The sequence below is a fragment of the Paenisporosarcina quisquiliarum genome, from assembly GCF_027563315.1.
Lineage (GTDB): Bacteria > Bacillota > Bacilli > Bacillales_A > Planococcaceae > Paenisporosarcina > Paenisporosarcina quisquiliarum.
The window spans coordinates 160,065-178,021 of sequence record NZ_JAMKBJ010000006.1 but is presented as its reverse complement, the minus strand read 5'-3'; the positions used below and the strand labels follow the sequence as shown (position 1 = coordinate 178,021).

Annotated in this window: 20 protein-coding genes; 5 read left to right on the top strand and 15 right to left on the bottom strand. The window is 38.6% G+C overall.

Features of this window, described 5'->3' with window-relative positions; all coding sequences use genetic code 11:
- Window positions 1-50: 50 nt before the first annotated feature.
- Both M9R32_RS09160 and M9R32_RS09155 read left to right on the top strand, forming a co-directional pair.
- A complete protein-coding gene (locus M9R32_RS09160; RefSeq protein ID WP_269926436.1) occupies window positions 51-713 on the top strand; it encodes an HAD family hydrolase in 663 nt (220 codons plus the stop codon).
- A gap of 674 nt (window positions 714-1,387) precedes the next feature.
- A complete protein-coding gene (locus tag M9R32_RS09155) occupies window positions 1,388-1,606 on the top strand; it encodes a hypothetical protein (RefSeq protein ID WP_269926435.1) in 219 nt (72 codons plus the stop codon).
- 84 nt (window positions 1,607-1,690) lie between these two features.
- Here the strand turns inward: M9R32_RS09155 and M9R32_RS09150 are convergent, their stop codons facing one another.
- The 11 genes from M9R32_RS09150 to M9R32_RS09100 all read right to left on the bottom strand — a co-directional run bounded on the left by M9R32_RS09150 (window position 1,691) and on the right by M9R32_RS09100 (window position 11,629).
- A complete protein-coding gene (locus M9R32_RS09150) occupies window positions 1,691-2,047 on the bottom strand; it encodes a hypothetical protein (protein WP_269926434.1) in 357 nt (118 codons plus the stop codon).
- A 483-nt stretch (window positions 2,048-2,530) separates the two neighbouring features.
- Window positions 2,531-4,198 carry a glycoside hydrolase family 13 protein gene (locus M9R32_RS09145; protein WP_269926433.1) on the bottom strand — a complete coding sequence of 556 codons (1,668 nt, stop codon included), beginning with the start codon at window positions 4,196-4,198 and terminating at the stop codon, window positions 2,531-2,533.
- A 493-nt stretch (window positions 4,199-4,691) separates the two neighbouring features.
- Window positions 4,692-5,777 carry an ABC transporter ATP-binding protein gene (locus tag M9R32_RS09140; protein WP_269926432.1) on the bottom strand — a complete coding sequence of 362 codons (1,086 nt, stop codon included), beginning with the start codon at window positions 5,775-5,777 and terminating at the stop codon, window positions 4,692-4,694.
- An 18-nt stretch (window positions 5,778-5,795) separates the two neighbouring features.
- A complete protein-coding gene (locus M9R32_RS09135; protein ID WP_269926431.1) occupies window positions 5,796-6,689 on the bottom strand; it encodes an ROK family protein in 894 nt (297 codons plus the stop codon).
- Between the two features lie 103 nt (window positions 6,690-6,792).
- Complete coding sequence (locus tag M9R32_RS09130) at window positions 6,793-8,484, bottom strand: glycoside hydrolase family 13 protein (RefSeq protein WP_269926430.1); 1,692 nt, start codon at window positions 8,482-8,484, stop codon at window positions 6,793-6,795.
- Between the two features lie 141 nt (window positions 8,485-8,625).
- Window positions 8,626-8,832 carry a hypothetical protein gene (locus M9R32_RS09125; protein WP_269926429.1) on the bottom strand — a complete coding sequence of 69 codons (207 nt, stop codon included), beginning with the start codon at window positions 8,830-8,832 and terminating at the stop codon, window positions 8,626-8,628.
- Window positions 8,832-9,740 (bottom strand): hypothetical protein, encoded by a 909-nt coding sequence (locus tag M9R32_RS09120; protein ID WP_269926428.1) that lies wholly within the window; start codon window positions 9,738-9,740, stop codon window positions 8,832-8,834. The genes M9R32_RS09125 and M9R32_RS09120 overlap by 1 nt, the downstream gene beginning before the upstream one ends.
- Window positions 9,733-9,888 carry a hypothetical protein gene (locus M9R32_RS09115; RefSeq protein WP_269926427.1) on the bottom strand — a complete coding sequence of 52 codons (156 nt, stop codon included), beginning with the start codon at window positions 9,886-9,888 and terminating at the stop codon, window positions 9,733-9,735. The genes M9R32_RS09120 and M9R32_RS09115 overlap by 8 nt, the downstream gene beginning before the upstream one ends.
- 553 nt (window positions 9,889-10,441) lie before the next feature.
- Window positions 10,442-10,600: an aspartyl-phosphate phosphatase Spo0E family protein gene (locus M9R32_RS09110; protein WP_269926426.1), complete on the bottom strand. Its 159-nt coding sequence runs from the start codon at window positions 10,598-10,600 to the stop codon at window positions 10,442-10,444.
- A gap of 237 nt (window positions 10,601-10,837) precedes the next feature.
- A complete protein-coding gene (locus M9R32_RS09105; RefSeq protein WP_269926425.1) occupies window positions 10,838-11,275 on the bottom strand; it encodes a VanZ family protein in 438 nt (145 codons plus the stop codon).
- A gap of 147 nt (window positions 11,276-11,422) precedes the next feature.
- Window positions 11,423-11,629, bottom strand: coding sequence for an alpha/beta-type small acid-soluble spore protein (locus tag M9R32_RS09100; protein WP_016428168.1), 207 nt, complete (start codon window positions 11,627-11,629; stop codon window positions 11,423-11,425).
- Window positions 11,630-11,860: 231 nt separating this feature from the next.
- Here M9R32_RS09100 and M9R32_RS09095 point away from each other — a divergent pair, with 231 nt between their 5' ends.
- Complete coding sequence (locus M9R32_RS09095; protein ID WP_269926424.1) at window positions 11,861-12,547, top strand: hypothetical protein; 687 nt, start codon at window positions 11,861-11,863, stop codon at window positions 12,545-12,547.
- Window positions 12,548-12,709: 162 nt separating this feature from the next.
- Here the strand turns inward: M9R32_RS09095 and M9R32_RS09090 are convergent, their stop codons facing one another.
- Window positions 12,710-13,495 (bottom strand): general stress protein, encoded by a 786-nt coding sequence (locus M9R32_RS09090; protein ID WP_269926423.1) that lies wholly within the window; start codon window positions 13,493-13,495, stop codon window positions 12,710-12,712.
- Window positions 13,496-13,658: 163 nt separating this feature from the next.
- Here M9R32_RS09090 and M9R32_RS09085 point away from each other — a divergent pair, with 163 nt between their 5' ends.
- Window positions 13,659-13,847: a hypothetical protein gene (locus M9R32_RS09085; RefSeq protein WP_269926422.1), complete on the top strand. Its 189-nt coding sequence runs from the start codon at window positions 13,659-13,661 to the stop codon at window positions 13,845-13,847.
- 57 nt (window positions 13,848-13,904) lie between these two features.
- Here M9R32_RS09085 and M9R32_RS09080 read toward each other — a convergent pair whose 3' ends face one another.
- Genes M9R32_RS09080 through M9R32_RS09070 form a run of 3 tightly spaced genes read right to left on the bottom strand, consistent with a single transcriptional unit; the run spans window position 13,905 to window position 15,663 of the window.
- The gene (locus tag M9R32_RS09080; RefSeq protein ID WP_269926421.1) at window positions 13,905-14,642 is read right to left on the bottom strand and encodes a GGDEF domain-containing protein; all 738 of its coding nucleotides are present in this window, start codon (window positions 14,640-14,642) and stop codon (window positions 13,905-13,907) included.
- A gap of 5 nt (window positions 14,643-14,647) precedes the next feature.
- Window positions 14,648-14,848 carry a hypothetical protein gene (locus M9R32_RS09075; protein WP_269926420.1) on the bottom strand — a complete coding sequence of 67 codons (201 nt, stop codon included), beginning with the start codon at window positions 14,846-14,848 and terminating at the stop codon, window positions 14,648-14,650.
- 14 nt (window positions 14,849-14,862) lie between these two features.
- On the bottom strand, window positions 14,863-15,663 hold the full coding sequence (locus M9R32_RS09070) for an alpha/beta fold hydrolase (RefSeq protein WP_269926419.1): 801 nt from the start codon (window positions 15,661-15,663) through the stop codon (window positions 14,863-14,865).
- 352 nt (window positions 15,664-16,015) lie between these two features.
- On the opposite strand from M9R32_RS09070, the gene M9R32_RS09065 reads away from it, so the two are divergent.
- Window positions 16,016-17,761 carry a metallophosphoesterase family protein gene (locus M9R32_RS09065; RefSeq protein WP_269926418.1) on the top strand — a complete coding sequence of 582 codons (1,746 nt, stop codon included), beginning with the start codon at window positions 16,016-16,018 and terminating at the stop codon, window positions 17,759-17,761.
- Window positions 17,762-17,957: the final 196 nt, after the last annotated feature.

The window sequence follows — 17,957 nt, the reverse complement described above, 5'->3', positions numbered from 1 at the left end:
ACATGAAATTCATGATAAACTAGAATTATCAGAACAGGAGTGATCACACAATGCGCGTAGCAATCTTTGACTTTGACGGGACACTATACCCGCAAGAAACTTTTACATTAATGATGAACTATATGAAGGAACATCCTGTCCATTCCAGAAAATATAAATCGTTTTATCGAGCTTTAATGAAGCCCTACCTTGCGTATAAAATGAAAATATATCCTGAAAACAAAATGAAAGCTAAATCCATGCAACTCTATCTGGACACATTCAAAGGCATGCATCAAAGTGAAATCGAGGAATATTTTGAGGATATGTCCCGAGATATGAACAAAGATCTTAACTCTAAAGTCGTCGAACGGTTGCAGAAGCATCTAATCGATGGAGACCATGTCCTGCTGGTATCCGGTGCATTTACCCCGATGCTCAACGAAGTGACCCGCGACTATGCTATTCACAATGTCATCGGCACAGAGATTCCAGTTCGTAACGGGATCATTGATACAGACAATGGCATTTACCACATCCAAGGGGAACGTAAAAACGAAATGATCGACAAAGCACTCGAAGGTTTAGATATCGATTGGGAAAACAGTTCGGCATACGGCGACAGCATTTCAGACATCACCGTCCTGGAAATGGTCGGCAACCCCGTAGTAGTCCGCCCTGAAGCCCGCCTGAAAGCAGTAGCCGAAGAACGCAAATGGGAAATCATTTGGTAATTAGAAAAGTGGAGGAGCCCACTCTAGCTCGACTCCGACGGTGGAAAGACCGAATCGAAAACACGTTTTCGAATGAGGTTAGGTAGGAAGGCTAAAAACCCGACATCGTGTCGGAACGCCTTCATGACCAACATCCTGTTGCCCCAAGCGGAGGTGCGAGCTGGGCTTCCGCAACTAGACAATATGATAAGAATAACAAGCGACTGAAGATTTTTTCAGTCGCTTGTTTTTTTCGTAGCCGGTTCTAAAGTGAGTCAGACAAATATTGATTTTTCCGACGTCATGCCTCTTTATTCAGACGTCACTTCACAACTTTCAGACGTGGTCGTCATTTTTTCAGACGTCAACGCAAAAAAGTCAGACTGCCGCTCAGTCACAACATTACGAATCGGGGATCATCGATATGGCTCCTGTTGAGGTTTAATGACTTTTATGGTTTTGTTTTCGCTACGCTACTATTTGGGTGAAGGGTTGTCTCCAGGTTTATCATGTTTTCAGACGTCAAGGTAGATTTTTCAGACGTGAACGTCATTTTTTCAGAGGCCAATTCACTTTTTTCAGACGTCAGCCGCGATTTTTCAGACTAAGATACCTATCGCTAAAGTTCAACGAATAGCCACCCTCGAAAATAGTTCCTTATGATACACTTAAAAGTAAAAAGGAAGTAATCCTACATGAAACGTTTTAAATTTGTCGTTCCCATTATGGTCGTTGTCGCAGTTTTGTCATTGTGGTATTTAGGTAAAGAGTATTCAGAAATCCCTCTCACAACACGTATTTTAATTACCGCAGGTGGATCGGTAGTCTCCGGTATCATCTCCTACTTTATGCTGAAAAATGATGTTCATAAAGTGGATCCAAAACCCGCAGAAAATTTTAATAAAAAGCGCTAATTTTAAGATCTTATTAATAATCACTACAAAAAGCACCGTAAGTTTAACGGTGCTTTTCTCGTTCCTTCTATTCTTTAAATATCATTATGAAGACTTCTCAAAAACCTCATAGACATCTTCTTCGTTGGTTTCAACGAGAAATACCTCGTTATCTTCCTTAACCGAATAAATGATTGTCCCTTCATCTAAATAATTGGATGCAAAATCGTCTTTTGGAAGAACTTCTGGTGGCAATCGTGTTGCTACTTTTCCTACCTCTTCACCTAGAGTATATTCTCCTTGATTTTTAGTTCCAACCGATAAATATTGATCACCATTTACGATGAGGATTGCTGCATAGGACGCTGATTCTGATGTTGGACCTTTAAACTCTTGAACTTCCATTGAACAACCAGAAATAATCAATAAAATAAATAACCACATGACAAAAATCTTTTTCATGTATCTTATCTCCTTTTATAAATCAGACGAATAATCCCCAATTTAGTTCCATTTTTTCATTATCTTTGCTCCATACATTCATTGAAATTTTCCGCTCAAACACGTCTCAACACCAAGTTGACTTGCAGAATCTTGGCAGTACCCATCACTCACAGAAATGAGCCTGGAGCGAATGAGCGGAATGGCTCCCATTCAGGTTTAAAGATTTAATGGTCTTGATTTCGCTGCGCTCCTGTTTGGATAATAGACACCGTTTCATAGGCTAGTACACTTGGACAATGAGACGTATATTTAGCTGCGCTGACGTTTGTGAAAAAATTATCGCTCATTTCGGAGGGTTTATCGCTCAAACTGGAGATTATCTCATTCTGACGATTTATCGCTCAAACACTTCTCATCTCCAAGTTAACTTGTTGAGCCCCCATCACTAATCTCCATAATAAAAACCTTCCCAAATCGGCAAGGTTTCACTGATCTCTCGAATTAATTCATTTTATAAATACGTGTCTCAAATGGTGCCATCTCGAAGCTGTGCATTGCTTCATGAGGCTGCACGTCTTTGTTCGTTAATAACAAGTTGTCGAATTCAAATGCACGCTCAGCCATTTTATCAACAGAAACGGAAGTTGCACCTAAGTTTGAAATGACGATTACTTGTTCGTCACCCAGAGTTCGTGAATATGCGTACACAAATTCATGATCCGGTAACAATAAATCATATGTGCCATACGTAAAGACATCCTGCGATTTCTTCAACTGAATCATCTTCTTATAGAAGTGATAGATCGACTGTTCATCTTTCAACTGGTTTTCAACGTTGATTTCAACGTAGTTTGGATTGATGCCAATCCAAGGAGTACCACTTGAGAAGCCTGCATTTTGTTCAGCTGACCATTGCATCGGAGTACGTGAGTTATCGCGGCTTGATGACCAGATGATGTCCATGATTTCTTCGTGCGTCTTGCCTTCACTCATTTTGGATGCGTACATGCCTTTGATCGCTACATCGTTGTATTCTTCAATCGATGCGAACTGGACATTGGTCATACCGATTTCCTGACCTTGATAAATGAATGGTGTACCTTGCATGAAGAAGTACATAGCTGCAATGGAAGTTGCGCTTTCGTACCAGTACTCTTTGTCATTGCCCCAAGTAGAGACGATGCGGGCTTTGTCATGATTTTCGATGAACAAAGCGTTCCAACCGTTGTTCTCTAAGCCTTTTTGCCAGCGAGTTAACACGTTTTTAAGTCCTTTGATATCTAGCGTTTTCTTGCCTTCAGCATCCCATAAACCCAAGTGTTCGAATTGGAATACCATATTGAATTTACCGTTTACTTCTCCGACCCATTGATCGATTTCGTCGACACTAACACCGTTAGCTTCGCCGACCGTCATGATATCGTATTTTGAAAACGTCTCTTGTTTAAGTTCTTCAAGGAAAGGTTGAATGCCATCAACGTTCATGTACTTTTCCCATGCGTGTATATACGGTTGATCTGTATCGTTTTGCATATCAGAGAACGTTTGGTCTTTCTTAATATGACTGATCGCATCTACTCGGAAACCATCGATGCCTTGATCTAACCACCAGTTGATCATGTCGTAAAGAGCTGTACGCACTTCTGGATTTTCCCAGTTCAGGTCAGGTTGTTTTGTTGAGAAGATGTGCAAGTAATATTGCCCGCTCTCTTCATCCAATTGCCAAGCTGAACCATTGAAAATACTTTCCCAGTTGTTTGGCTCTTTGCCATCTTTGCCGTCACGCCAAACGTACCAATCACGCTTCGGATTGTCTTTAGACGATTTTGACTCAATAAACCATTGGTGCTCATCGCTCGTATGATTAATGACCAAGTCAATAATTAATTTCATGCCTCGAGCATGGACTTCCGACAGTAATTGAGTGAAATCTTCCATCGTTCCGAATTCATCCATGATGTCTTGGTAATCGCTAATGTCATAACCATTGTCATCATTTGGTGATTTGTACATCGGGCAGATCCAGATGACGTCTATCCCTAAATCCTTCAGATAATCCAATTTTGAAATGATTCCTTGAAGATCACCTATGCCGTCTCCATTTGAATCCATAAAGCTACGTGGATACACTTGATATGCAATTGCTTCTTTCCACCAGTTTCTAGTCAAATCTTTACCTCCTTCATTACAAGAAATTACGTTCATTACCATAACTTTACATCATAATTTTATTTCTTTAATGCGAAATATCCTAAAAATTCTATTGGGTTTAAATTAACGTATACGCTCCTAGCTATATACGACTGCTCTGGCATTATTTTTCGAAAGTAATAGTGAATATGCTTAATCGAAGAGAAACGAATGATGATTAGCCTTTATAGTCATCATGTTGAGGAAGATAGAAAAAATCGGACAACCCACTCGCATGTAAGTTTCTATGTAAAAATCCAGATAAAAGCTTGTTTTGCTCACGTTGAATTTTAAGTTAAGAATAAATAAGGAGCTTGAGCCCGAGCTTATAATTTTTAAAAATTCTCTTCATATGTGAAAACGTTTGCATAAACATATAAATGTTTGTGCAACCGTTTTCACTAATAAGTAAACTTATCGTATCACATGAAGATTATTCATTCAATCCTACTTTTTTTATTATTCAAATACTTTATTTAATACGTAATTCACTTTCTTTATCGAAAAAGTGCCCTTTTTCTAAGTTGAAAGCAAGATTAATCATATCACCTGGCTGAAGGTTGCTACTTGCATCCACACGTGAAATGAATTCTTGGTTGTCAATGTTCGAGTAAATCATCAATTCAGCACCAGTAAGTTCTGATACTTCTACTTTCACAGGTAACGTCGGTGATCCTACTGGGGCGTCGTTTGTAATATGTTCAGGACGAATACCTAAAATTACTTCTTTCCCTTCGTAGCCTTGCTCTTTTAAGTAAGTTGTATGAGAAGGTGGAATTGCAAGAGACGTTTTTCCAATTACAAATTGTCCATTAACAACTTTCCCGTTGATGAAGTTCATTGAAGGCGAACCGATGAATCCTCCGACGAAAACATTATCCGGCTTGTCATATACTTCTTTCGGCGTACCGATTTGCTGAACAAGTCCATCTTTCATGATGACGATACGTGATGCCATTGTCATAGCTTCCGTTTGGTCATGTGTTACATAAATCGTTGTCGTTTTCAGACGTAAATGTAATTTGGCGATTTCAGCACGCATTTGAACACGCAATTTCGAATCAAGATTGGATAATGGCTCATCCATTAAGAAAAGATTAGCGTCACGGACAATCGCACGACCTAAAGCCACACGTTGACGTTGACCACCTGAAAGTGCTTTTGGTTTACGATCTAAATAAGGTTCCAAACCTAGAATTTCAGCAGCATTTTTAACTCGTTCTGCAATTTCAGCTTTTGGAAACTTACGTAATTTCAGGCCGAATGCCATATTTTCAAATACTGTCATATGAGGGTATAGCGCATAGTTTTGGAATACCATTGCGATATCACGTTCTTTTGGTGGCACATCATTCATACGTTTGCCATCGATATAAAAATCGCCTTTTGAAATATCTTCAAGACCAGCAATCATGCGTAATGTTGTCGACTTTCCACAACCAGATGGACCAACAAAAACAATAAATTCTTGTTCTTCCACTTGTAGGTCGAAATTCGAGACCGCAGTGACGTTGTTATCATAAATCTTAGATATATTTTCTAACACTAATTTTGCCAATCTATCCACGTCCTTTGCTTAATTTTCTTCTGTCCATACAAGTAAAGCTGCACCAAGCATTCCTGCTTCATTGCCAAACTTCGCTCTTTTTACTTCCAATGGCTTCAGCAACAACGGTTCAAGTGCCTCCAGCAAGTAGGACCACCAGCCATCAGCCGATTCAGATACACCTCCGCCAATTACGACGCAATCCATATCAAGAACAGCTTGGAGTGAACTGATGACAACGGCTAAATCACCCGTGAATTGTTTCGTAAGGGTCAGTGCTTTCACATGACCTTCTTGAGCCAATTCGAACATTCGGTTCGGGGATACGAGTTCATTATTTTCGTCGACAATGTTCTGTTCAGAAATAAAGCGTCGAAGCGCTGTTCCTGAAACATATTGTTCGCTGCATCCAGGGCGACCACATGCACAAACGTGACCATTCGGATATAAAATCATATGACCGACTTCCCCGGCACCGCCGTGAGCTCCGTTCATAATGTGACCATCGATGACAAATCCACCACCAAGACCAGTACCTACCGTTAAACAAACCGTACGTCGGAAACCTTTCGCAGCTCCCAGTCGATTTTCAGCAAGACCCGCACAGTTCGCATCATTATTAACCTCGACACGAAGTCCCGTCGCTTTCTGTAAAAGCGCTTTCACTTCTGTGCCTTGCCACCCAGGCAATGTTTCAGTTTCGAAAGTGATGACACCTTGTTCGGCATCAACCATTCCTCTCGTACCGATTCCAATCGCCTCAATTTGCGGATGGTTCTGTAAAAATTCAACGATTTTTTCTTCTAAATAAGGATACAGAGGAATCTGAGTTGGAACAACATGATCTTCAATCACTTGTCCAGTCGAATCGACAACGCCAAAACGAATTTTCGTCCCCCCAATATCCACACCAAGGACTACCATTTACTCTTGACCTCCATTAAGTTAAATTCTATTAAATGATGAAGTTATCTTTTTTATCATACATGATTTTAAAGATTCGTCTATATTAGATTTTTTGCTCTATTCATTCCGACTTTGAAGAATAAAAGACCAACGCCTCATAAGGTCGCAAAACAAAGTCATTTAACAATTCAACGGATGAATAATTCCGGACAATGACCTTACTATTAGTTGAATAGTTTTTCACCACATCTTTTTCCAGAAGTATTTCTTTCTTACTGAAATTACATAACACGAGAAGGCTTTCTGCTTCAGTTTTACGTTCGTAAGCAAATAGTTGCGGATGATCTTTGAATAGTAAATTAAAGTCTCCGTTTGTGATGACATCCAACTGTTTCCTCAAACTGATTAACTGCTGATAATGCGCAAAAATCGATTGTTCACTTTGTAAATCGTTTTCCACATTTATTTCAGTGTACTTCGGATTCACTTCAATCCAAGGAGTTCCCGTTGTAAAACCACCATTTTTTTCGGATGACCACTGCATCGGGGTACGGGCATTGTCGCGACCTTTTGTATAAATAGATTGCATAATTGTATTATGATCGACACCTTGTTCGATTTTTTCATTATACATATTTAACGTTTCAAGGTCCTTATATTGATCAATCGTTTCAAACGCCACATTCGTCATGCCGATTTCTTCACCTTGATAAATATAAGGTGTCCCTTGCATCATATGTAAACAAGTCCCAAGCATTTTTGCCGACTGCACGCGATATTCCCCATCGTCCCCGAAACGCGAAACAATTCGAGGCTGGTCATGATTGTTCCAATATAGACTGTTCCATCCCTTGCCTTGAAGAGACGTTTGCCACTTTTCAAGATTTTCTTTTAGGTCTATCAAATCCAGTTGTTTTAAATCCCATTTTCCATTTTGTCCGCTATCCAAATCCATATGTTCGAACGTGAAAATCATGTTCACTTCTTTATTTTCAGGATTCGTGTAATCGATGGCTTCCTTCGGTGACGCACCCGGCATTTCTCCAACTGTCAGGACGTCATAATGCGAAAGCACTTCCTGATTCATCTCGTGTAAGAAGTCATGTATTTTAGGACCATTCATGAAGTATGGACTTCCATCTCCGAATGCTTGGTCTTCTTTTTTATCGCCATCAGGCAAGCCTGGAACTTTTGAAATGAAATTGATGACATCCATGCGGAATCCGCCAATTCCTTTATCAAGCCAAAAACGCATCATGTCATATACCGACTGTCTCAATTCTTCATGTTCCCAATTTAAATCAGGCTGTTTTTTTGAAAACAGATGAAGATAATAGTCCTGTGTTTCCTCATTCCATTGCCAAGCGGAACCTCCAAACACCGATCCCCAATTGTTCGGCGGCTGACCGTTTTTCCCTGGTGCCCAAATGTAATAATCTCGTTTAGGATTGTCCACACTCGACTTTGACTCAACAAACCATGCATGTTCATCTGATGTATGATTGACGACCAAATCCATAATGATTTTGAGATTTCGTTCCTTTGCAGCTTCCAACAACTCATCAAAATCCGCCATTGTGCCGAATTCATCCATGATGTTTTGATAATCCCTAATATCATAACCATTGTCATCATTCGGCGAATCATAAACCGGACTTAGCCAAATCACGTCTACACCAAGCTCCGCCAAATAATCCAATTTTGAAATGATGCCCTGTAAATCACCGATTCCATCTCCATTTGAATCATAAAAACTGCGCGGATACACTTGATACACAACACTTTTCTTCCACCAGTTCGTTTCTTTAGTCATTTCATTTCCCCCATTATTTTTTGAGACAAGCGTACCATAAATTTCATTAGATCAGAAATTTTCATTTCACAAAAGAAACCAGCAACGAATGATGTTGCTGGTTTGGCCCAAACTATTTATTCTGTAAATCGAGGGGCTCCATTAAATGGTGCGAATTCCTCGTATTCCTTTGGCAGTCATGACGCGCAAGGGAGTAACATTTGAGGGTGAAACTAGGTCATAACAGCCGATTCCTTTGCCAGTGTAAATCCGTAAAGATGAATCTTTTACATCACTAACCTTGTAAATAGGAACCCGAAGAATCCCTTTAGCTGTTTGGATTTTCTGGTACGTGATGGGTGTGGTCATTATAAATCCACCCTTAACCATATTTGCCCAATCGTTGGGTTCTTCGGATCACTTGTAGTTAACGGGATGATATCTCTCCCTATACTATTGTTATGATCTCCATTGTTGACGATTCGATTGTATGGAAGTAAGATTCGGAACTGATTGCCGGCACTGGCCGCTTTAAACTCGACAACAGGATTGGTATGTTTGATGAAATGCAAATCCCATGACATTCCTTCAAATTGATTTTCTGTTCCAGTAATCGTAAACAGCTTGTTGGTGTTACTGGAAGGTTGGATTTGAAGATTGGTAAAGACATTGCCTGAGCATTCATTTGGTGGCTGCTTTGAGGAGTCCAGTACAATCATATCTGTACATCCATCGATAGTAATTTTATCGAACCGATTGGCATTGACCCACGCTTCACCAGTCGCGGGTTTCACTGCTTGCAAAAATATTCCTTTCGAAAACCTCGAAATGGATATATTTTCGAAATTGATATATTGAATTTTGCTGCCGTTTGCACCTGCATATAGCTTGATTGCCGTTCCTCCATTTTTTCCGGACCAATTCGTCAAATACAAATCCTTCACACGCGTTTTTTCATATTGGTATTTTCCATCCAAAAAAATAACGTCAGAATTGTAACTCGAACTATTTATTGTAATGAAACCACCTACCAATGAAGCATTTTGCTGAAGTTCAAACACCCGGAAATTGCCTTGTACGGTATAGTGTGTTGCACGACTTGCTTGCAACTCGACACCTTTCTTAATCACAATTGGCGCATTCAAGGTATACGTTCTATTTCCACTTACTACAACCTTTTGATTATTCGTTTCAGCAAAATTTATTGCTGCTTGGATCTTGATAGAATCCGTTGCACCCTGAAAATCGTCCACTAAGACGATTGGGAAATCAGCCATTCCGTTCATCTCCAATTAGCCATTGATTCAAGCAAGCGAATCGAACAGCCTCTGAAATTACTGTCATTTCAGTTACCAAATTTACAAATATTGATTTCCAATCTTTCAATAGCAAATCATATTGCTCACTTTGATGATTTTTATTCATTTATTTCCATTCTCCTTAATTGTAACAAGGCCTCCATCTCCCGCTTTACTCTGTAGATGATATAATCCTCGCCTAAAAGATAAACATACATGCCGCTAGCGAATCAGATTTTCATGAATGTATCCTGTATTTATCGTATTCAAGTAAATCTACTAAACTTGGGTAAGTTGATAGATGACTTAAAAAATATGTGTGAACAGGAAATATGTCTAGTAACTATTTTTAGCTCAAATTTAATATATATCGTCTAAATTGATCGGTTTTAAGTTGTCGATCCAAGGCTACGAGAAGAAGCCAGACCCTTGGTTGTAATTATCGACGTTGACGTAGGAAAAATCGATGTCCACGTTGTAAAAATATTTTTTGGCCTATGCTTCGTCTCGGCAAAGTCACGCCTGCACCAATTCCTTCGATCTAACACTTTAAGTTTAGGATATTCAATTTATAAATTGTCCATCTCTGCGAAAGTTATGTTTTTAAAATATAAAAAAAGAATCTTTAAAAAGCGTGTGGCTTTTAGATTCCTTTTTTAGTGTATGCAATGATCAATCCATTAAATTCCTTGGTATTTATTCAACAATGTATCAAGCTCTTGGCTGCATGCGACTACACTTGAATGCGTAAAACCAAAATGCTTTGCTTTATAATACATAACTCTCCTCTTAATATTGATTTGCCCAAGCAAAAGCACTTTCAGGTGTAAATTTGTCATGATTATTCCTTTCCTCCATTTAATTATATATGGTATTTTTTGTCTGAATTTTGTGGAGCATTTACGCTCAAGAAACATCATAACTAATTGCTTTTGTAAAAAAATGTCGGTTTGTGGAGCAAAATTAATAATTCACTAATTTGTCACATTTACATAGTATCACTTCAAAAAAACATTGAAAACAGATTATTTTTATGATTCGTAATTTTCGGTAATCGAATTAAATACATGCTCATTTTATCCCGATACTCCGTAAACTTCTTTTGAATTCGAGTTTTTGATTAATGATTTACATATAAAAAATGCAATGAGAATTCCAATTAAATCTACTCCCACATCAAAAAGTCGCCCATTACGGTGGAAAAACAGCTGTAAGATTTCGGTAGAAAATGCAAAGAGACTGCACAAAATAAAAGCATGTCCTAGTCTTTTTATTGTGGCAAGTAGTAAAAAGTACAATAATCCAAAAGCAGATATGTGACCAACTTTTTGGATAATATAGAACTCCTTATGTAGATGAATGTCATGTGTAATAAGCAAGTCTTTAAGATTCGGTGATAAATCTAAATGAAAACTGATGGCCTGCTCGTACAAAAAAGCTTGTGCATCTGCCGTGCAGCCCGCCACTAAAATAGTGACAATCCAGAAAAACAGGAGCAGTGGTGCAAGAAACAAAATCTGCACATCCTTTCATCAACAAAACTAATTGAAAGTGAAAATAAGGGAAACCTACTTTCGTTAGTATGAAGGTTGACCACAAAGAGCTCTTGTTATTCGTATGAAACAAATAAAAGCCGGCAGAATAATCTGCCGACCCATTTTTTATGAATTTTGATTACCTCTTAATTGTTGTTGGGCTTGTGCTACTAATCGCTTAGTGATTTCTCCGCCAACGGAACCGTTAGCACGCGATGTAGCGTTTTCGCCTAGTTGTACACCAAATTCTTGTGCAATTTCATACTTCATTTGATCCAAAGCTTGTTTTGCACCTGGTACTGATAATTTGTTACTTGAATTGTTGTTTGCCATGTTGCTCACCTCCTTGTTGCATATAGAATGTTCCTTTTTCAAAAAATCATACAAGGTGGTAATATATTTTATTTGATCATAAAGATTTTTGTCTGAAATTGCAGGAATTTGTTTGAAAAAAGTGTAGTCATCGTAGTAATAAAATTTATATAAAGAGTAGTAATAATCCCAAGTGCCTATATTTCCCCACTCTTGTTCCATATATATAGAAAGAGATTGGAGGGAATCTTAATGAATAAAGTAATGTTCACCGTTTATGAAAGCTACAACAACATATTTAATGATCCACTTAAAAAATTGACGATGATTTTTAGGTATATTAAAGTGACCAGTTGGAAAAACCGGCTAATTATTGCCAGTATGCCAGCCTCATTGTTCATCTGTCTCTTTTTGTTTGTAACCAACTATTACGTTTTATCTGCTGTTACCATTTTTACGGGGTATTTAGTTTACACCCTATTTGATTCGTATCTGAAGCATGATATTTTACAGAATAACGCCATCCATAAATTCAAAAAAAATTATGATGAAGAAGTTGCAATCTGGATACATATTCTCGAATATAAACTTCAATTATCATTAACGGATCTGGATAACATTCTGATACTTGAAGAAATTGTTCGAAATGAAATCGAAAATGTTTCCAGAAAAAAATCATTCGGAACACGCATGAGCACATCCATACAAATCTATTTATTTCCGGTGTTGACTTTTTTAGGCGGTATTCTTTTATCTCGGTCAATTACGCTTGAATATTTGGACATCGTTATTTTAGGAACCGTATGGTTTTTCCTACTTCTAGCCATCATAAATGTACTCGCACAAACCATCTTTGATTTCTCCAGTCTTACAAAGCTTCGAGATATTCTATCCTTATTACTGGAACATAAACTAAGAATTATTTCCTCTCAGAAATAAATTGCCACAATATTTTTTCAAAACGGACCGCAGCTATCTGAATGGGGTTTTTTGCATAAATGCAGATAAGTTGTAATGAATTCTAGACATCAGCTCGCGAATTCCAGATAACACAAAAAAAATAACCTTCTGGCGGAAGTGCCAGAAGGTTATCTAGTCAGCTTACATCGTTCTTCTTCGGACAACGATTTCGCCTGTTACTACTTTTTCTTTTATGACTTTTACACGTTCTTCAATAATTGGCACACGAATTAACTCTTCATCATCGGTCTCAATTGGCGCTGTAAAACTATCAAAATAAATATGTTCGACATAGACTTCATCTTTCTTAAGGGGAGAAAAACTGGTAACTGCACCATGAGATGCCGTCTTACGGCCTGGTACTAGTTCATCTTGAATCGGGTCTAATGATTGCTGTTGATTCTGTTCATACATATGACTTGTTTGGTCATGATCCGCAAACCTTCTGCTTCCTGAATGGGAAGAGATGTGACCGTTTTCCCCAGTCATTGCAGTTTCATAATACTGCATGGATTGTTCCTCATTCGCATAGCCCGCATCACTTTCATCCGAATAAGGCTGATGTGGTGCATTTTCATTCGCTAAAACTACCATATCCCCCTGTTCAATTTTCCGTACGTAAAGACCGACTTCATCTTCAGTTACACCAGCAGACTTTAACACTGACGCGACGCCAGAATGCTGCGTATCATAATCCAATGCAAAAAATACTTTACTGAATATGCCTGTGCCTTGTGGTTCCATATTGCCTTCTTCAGGAATATCCTCGAGTTGTACTCCTGTTTGCTGTGCAATTGCTGATGCGCGTGTATAATCCTGTGCCAGCACAAAAATCGAACTTTCATTGTGACCAAGCGATTTCAATTTATCGATTTCCAGCATAACAGCTTCTTCGCTATTATATATTCCAACTACTCGTTTATTCATCCGTGTTTCCTCCTCTTGATCAATCATTCCTTGTCCTTTTTCTACCCTTCCTCCCCCTTTTTGTAAACCCTTTTAACTTGCATAAAAAGGAAGAGTGTTCTTAAGAGCTCGACAAAATAATAAAATAATTGAAACGTCACAATTTACAAGGAGGGACTTATGAATGAATGAAGAAAATATCACTTCATTAATTACCGTGCTTCAGGGAATTGAAACTGAACTGCACCATATCAGCGATTCCTTACATACTTTAGCCCACCATCCCCCCATCACCGATAAAAGTTTGAGCGGGATGGAAGAAAAGTTAAGACGCATTGCAGGTTTTCTGGAAGACATATCATACAAAAAATGAAATACTTTTTATGCACACAAAAACCCACTAGATTCCAATTCTAGTGGGTTTTCAAATTCAGCTAACAGACACACGATTACGTCCAGCATTTTTGGATATATAAAGCGCTTGGTCCGCTTTGGCATATAAAGAACTTGGGGTGTCTCCAAACTTGTAAGATGTGACGCCAATACTGACTGTAACTCTCTTTTGAGCCCATGGTCCATGATCGACATTTAGGCGAATCCGCTCGGCAATCACTCGTGCACTTTCTTCGTTCCTGTTTGGCAACAAAATCATAAACTCTTCTCCGCCGACTCGAGCGACAATATCATGGTCCCTTGTTTCCCTTAATAGCTTCCATGACAACTCTCTCAGCACAGCATCCCCCATCGGATGACCATGCGTATCATTTACTTCCTTGAAATGGTCCACATCAATCAGCAAAAGTGAAAACATTTCATTTTCCGAACTCTTCGCCAACTCTATAAATTCCATGATTTTATCTTGTAAGTACCGTCGATTCTTCAAACCTGTCAACGGGTCCGTTAACGCAAGATCCTGCAAATCCTTATTCAAATCCAACAACTCCTGTTGTTTTTCTTCTACTTCTTTCAGTAACTCTTGTAATTTTTTATTGGCTTCATCCGTATCGTGAAGAATTCTCTCGGCTCTTCGTCTTGCCATCAAAAGCTCGTTTTCATATTCATCTCGCACTTTCATCTGTACCATTACACATACATATCTTTCTTGTTGTTTCACTGCATTCATTAATACCGGAATTTGATGTTCTTTCCCTTTCAACGTCAAATACATTTCATTTACTTCCCGTGTATTGTAATGGAAGGTGCAAAATAGGTTTGAAAATAGATTCGAGAAGGTGTCGTCAAAATGTCGTGTAAATGAACAGGCGAATCTTCTACACCAAGCATATCTTGTAATGTTTGATTCATCTCTAACACATGAAAGCTCTGATTCATCACTAAATAACCACAAGGTGCCAAATTTAACTGTTCTTCCATTACAACGTCTCCCTTCACTTCTTCAAATACGCACTTATGCAAGCAACAGTCTCTTCAGGATAACTGATATGTGGATTGTGACCCGTCGCTTCCATCAGTACAAGCTCACTAGACGGAATTTTTGCATGTATATATTGGCCAACTTCCACAGGAGCGATTGCATCGTATTGCGTTTGTAAAATCAGCGTTGGTGTCTTCACTTCACCAAGTACATCCCGGGAGTCTGAAGTAAACGTTACTTCAGCAAACTTTCGCGCAATGTTTGGATCGTTTGAGCACAACGTATTTTCAAAACTCTTTGTCATGTCCGGCTCGGCAGCTTCACCCATCGCCACTGGTGCCAAATACTTAGCCCATTCGCGAAAATTGATTTCCATCATATCAAGTAGAGCGTCAACATCCGTTTTATCAAATCCACCCGAATATCCAGGTTCATTTAAATAATAAGGTGAGGGGCCGATCATAATCATCTGCTCCATTAGATCAGGTCTCTCAATGCTCGCCAACGCACCAATCATCCCACTTACTGAATGGCCTACGAATGCAATGTTCTTTAAGTCCATCGCATCACAAATGTCGATGATATCTTGCGAATATCCGCGCAATGATTCGTATCGCTCTATCGAATAAGCCTCTTTATCACTGTTGCCTGAACCCACATAATCAAACAGGACGACACGATAATCTTTAGAAAATGCTGGCGCTACATCACGCCACACGGACTGGTCACACCCGAAACCATGTGCAAAAATAATCGTTTTTGTCCCTTCACCGAAGACTTTGACATGATTCCGTACTAGGATTTCATTGTTCATCTACTCAAATACTCCTCTACCACTCTACCTATAATAGGTTAATAATACCATTAATTCTAACAATATATAACAACTAACTATCTATTTTATCAACTTCAAAATTTTCGGTTACGATAATTTTCATATTTATAAAGTGCATAAGCGCTACGTCTATCTTTGTAAACGGAAGTATAAACTCCTTTCATCCACAACAAACCGGCGAAAGGTGTAGTTTCAGCCGCCATCATCCACACGCTTTCCAAAATAATGACACACTTTAGAAATAATCTATACAAAGCATTTAAATGCAAGTAATGGTCCCTTAATAGTAGCTTGCTAAACTTAATGCAGTACGAAAAAAGGAGTGAGACAAATGAAATGGAATAAAAAAGTTTTACCACTGTTAACGATTGTTTCCTTAGCCGTTCCAGTTGCTTATGTAAATGCGGTATCAAGTGTAGATTTGCAAGATGGCGGTTTCGGAAAATCAACTCATTTTTTAGATCAGGTACCAAATATCGCAATTGATCCAAAAGTAGAAAATATTATTTATCCATTACTAGCTACTCCAGCAATCAAAAAGAATGGGACAAGTCTAACCGTACAAGTTGATACGAAGGGTAAAGAGTCAGCCGGGTGGGACGTGAAAATTAATCAAACACAAAACTCTGGTGTTGAAGGTGAATTTTCATTGCCAGTCACACAAGTGGAAAAAGGCTCTTCTCATTGGAAAGAAAGTTCTTCCATCTATAATGTGACAGTTTCCATTCCAGATGACATTGCAGAAAATTTATATGATTTGGAAATTTCCTATACCGCAAATGGAACTCGTGTAACGGACGAGGAACCTAACTCCGTAAAGGTAATCAATGAGTTTAAAAAAGATTTCAAATTTATACACTTAACCGATATTCATGTTGGTTCACCAAGAAATATAAATGACCCAGCTAACGCAACAGAAGCAGGCATGTGGAATCCCGACGAGTCCAAACGCTGGCTATACTTACAAAAAACAATCAATCAAGTAAACTTGCTGAAACCTGACTTTGTTGTGATGACAGGTGATTTAATGTTCGGCCAATTGAATCCACAAGAATATATTTACGAGTATGAAGAAACTTATCGCATGTTAAAAAAATTAAACGTACCCGTTTATATCGTTCCAGGGAATCATGATTTTTACGCACAAGACGCCACACTTGCTGATGGAGCAAAATACTGGGAACAATATTTTGGACCCCAGTACTTTTCATTCGATTACGGTTCTTACGCGCATATGATTGGTTATAATTCTTTCGACTGGCATAAATTTGATCGACAAGGACATGGCTCACTTTCTGTTCCAACGTGGGGTGGACAAATCCGGGATGAGCAGTTGAACTGGATAAAACAAGACTTAGCGAAAAACGGACAAACCGCTTCCGAAAATCAAGTAAGAGGATTATTTTCACATCACAACCCAATTTGGCGTGACAAAGATATCTGGCCATCAAGCGATCCAGAAGTGGGAGAATACTGGAAAGAATACGACACACAACACAATCCACAAAATCTGACGACGTTGGTAAAAGGCGAAAAGCTCGGATTAAAGTATGATCAGCAATGGCATGGCGAGGGTGCACTTGATTTGATTGATATTATGAAACAGAACAAGGTGAATATCTCACTTCATGGTCATACTCATATTGACAATATCACGAATCAAGACGGTATTTTATACTCTACAACAGCATCCATTGAACTTTCAGCGATGCCTTGGGTAGGATATCGCGTATTCCAAAAAGAGGTAGACAAGGCTGATTTTAATTCTTATATCTATGAAGGACCAGATCGTTCAATGCCAGTCTATCAAAATGGAAACACAACAGCAGGAGTAGTTTCATTTGAACATAAATTTGCACTGCCGAATGATGGAACACAAGTCACACAAACAGCAACCATAACTAACCGCTTAAATAAAGAAATCACGGTAAATATCCCATTTTATATGAAGCCTGGAAATTACAAAGGAACGAATGGGCAGATTGTTGAAAACAAATTATATGGAACGAAACAGTTGATTGAAATGCAAGTGACGATTCCAGCCAATGGTGTAAAAGAAGTAAAATTAACAAGGTAATTTCATTTATAGAAACGGATGCATAAAATTAAAGCTGAACACACAAAAGCAACCTAACTACCTAGGTTGCTTTTTGTGTGGATTGAGGTTTATGATTCATAAAAAAAATGGAATTCAGCAAATCACTCTGCTGAATTCCATTTATAAATTATTCTTGAGGTCTTGCCAAAAGATGTGTTTACAACGTGATCAACGA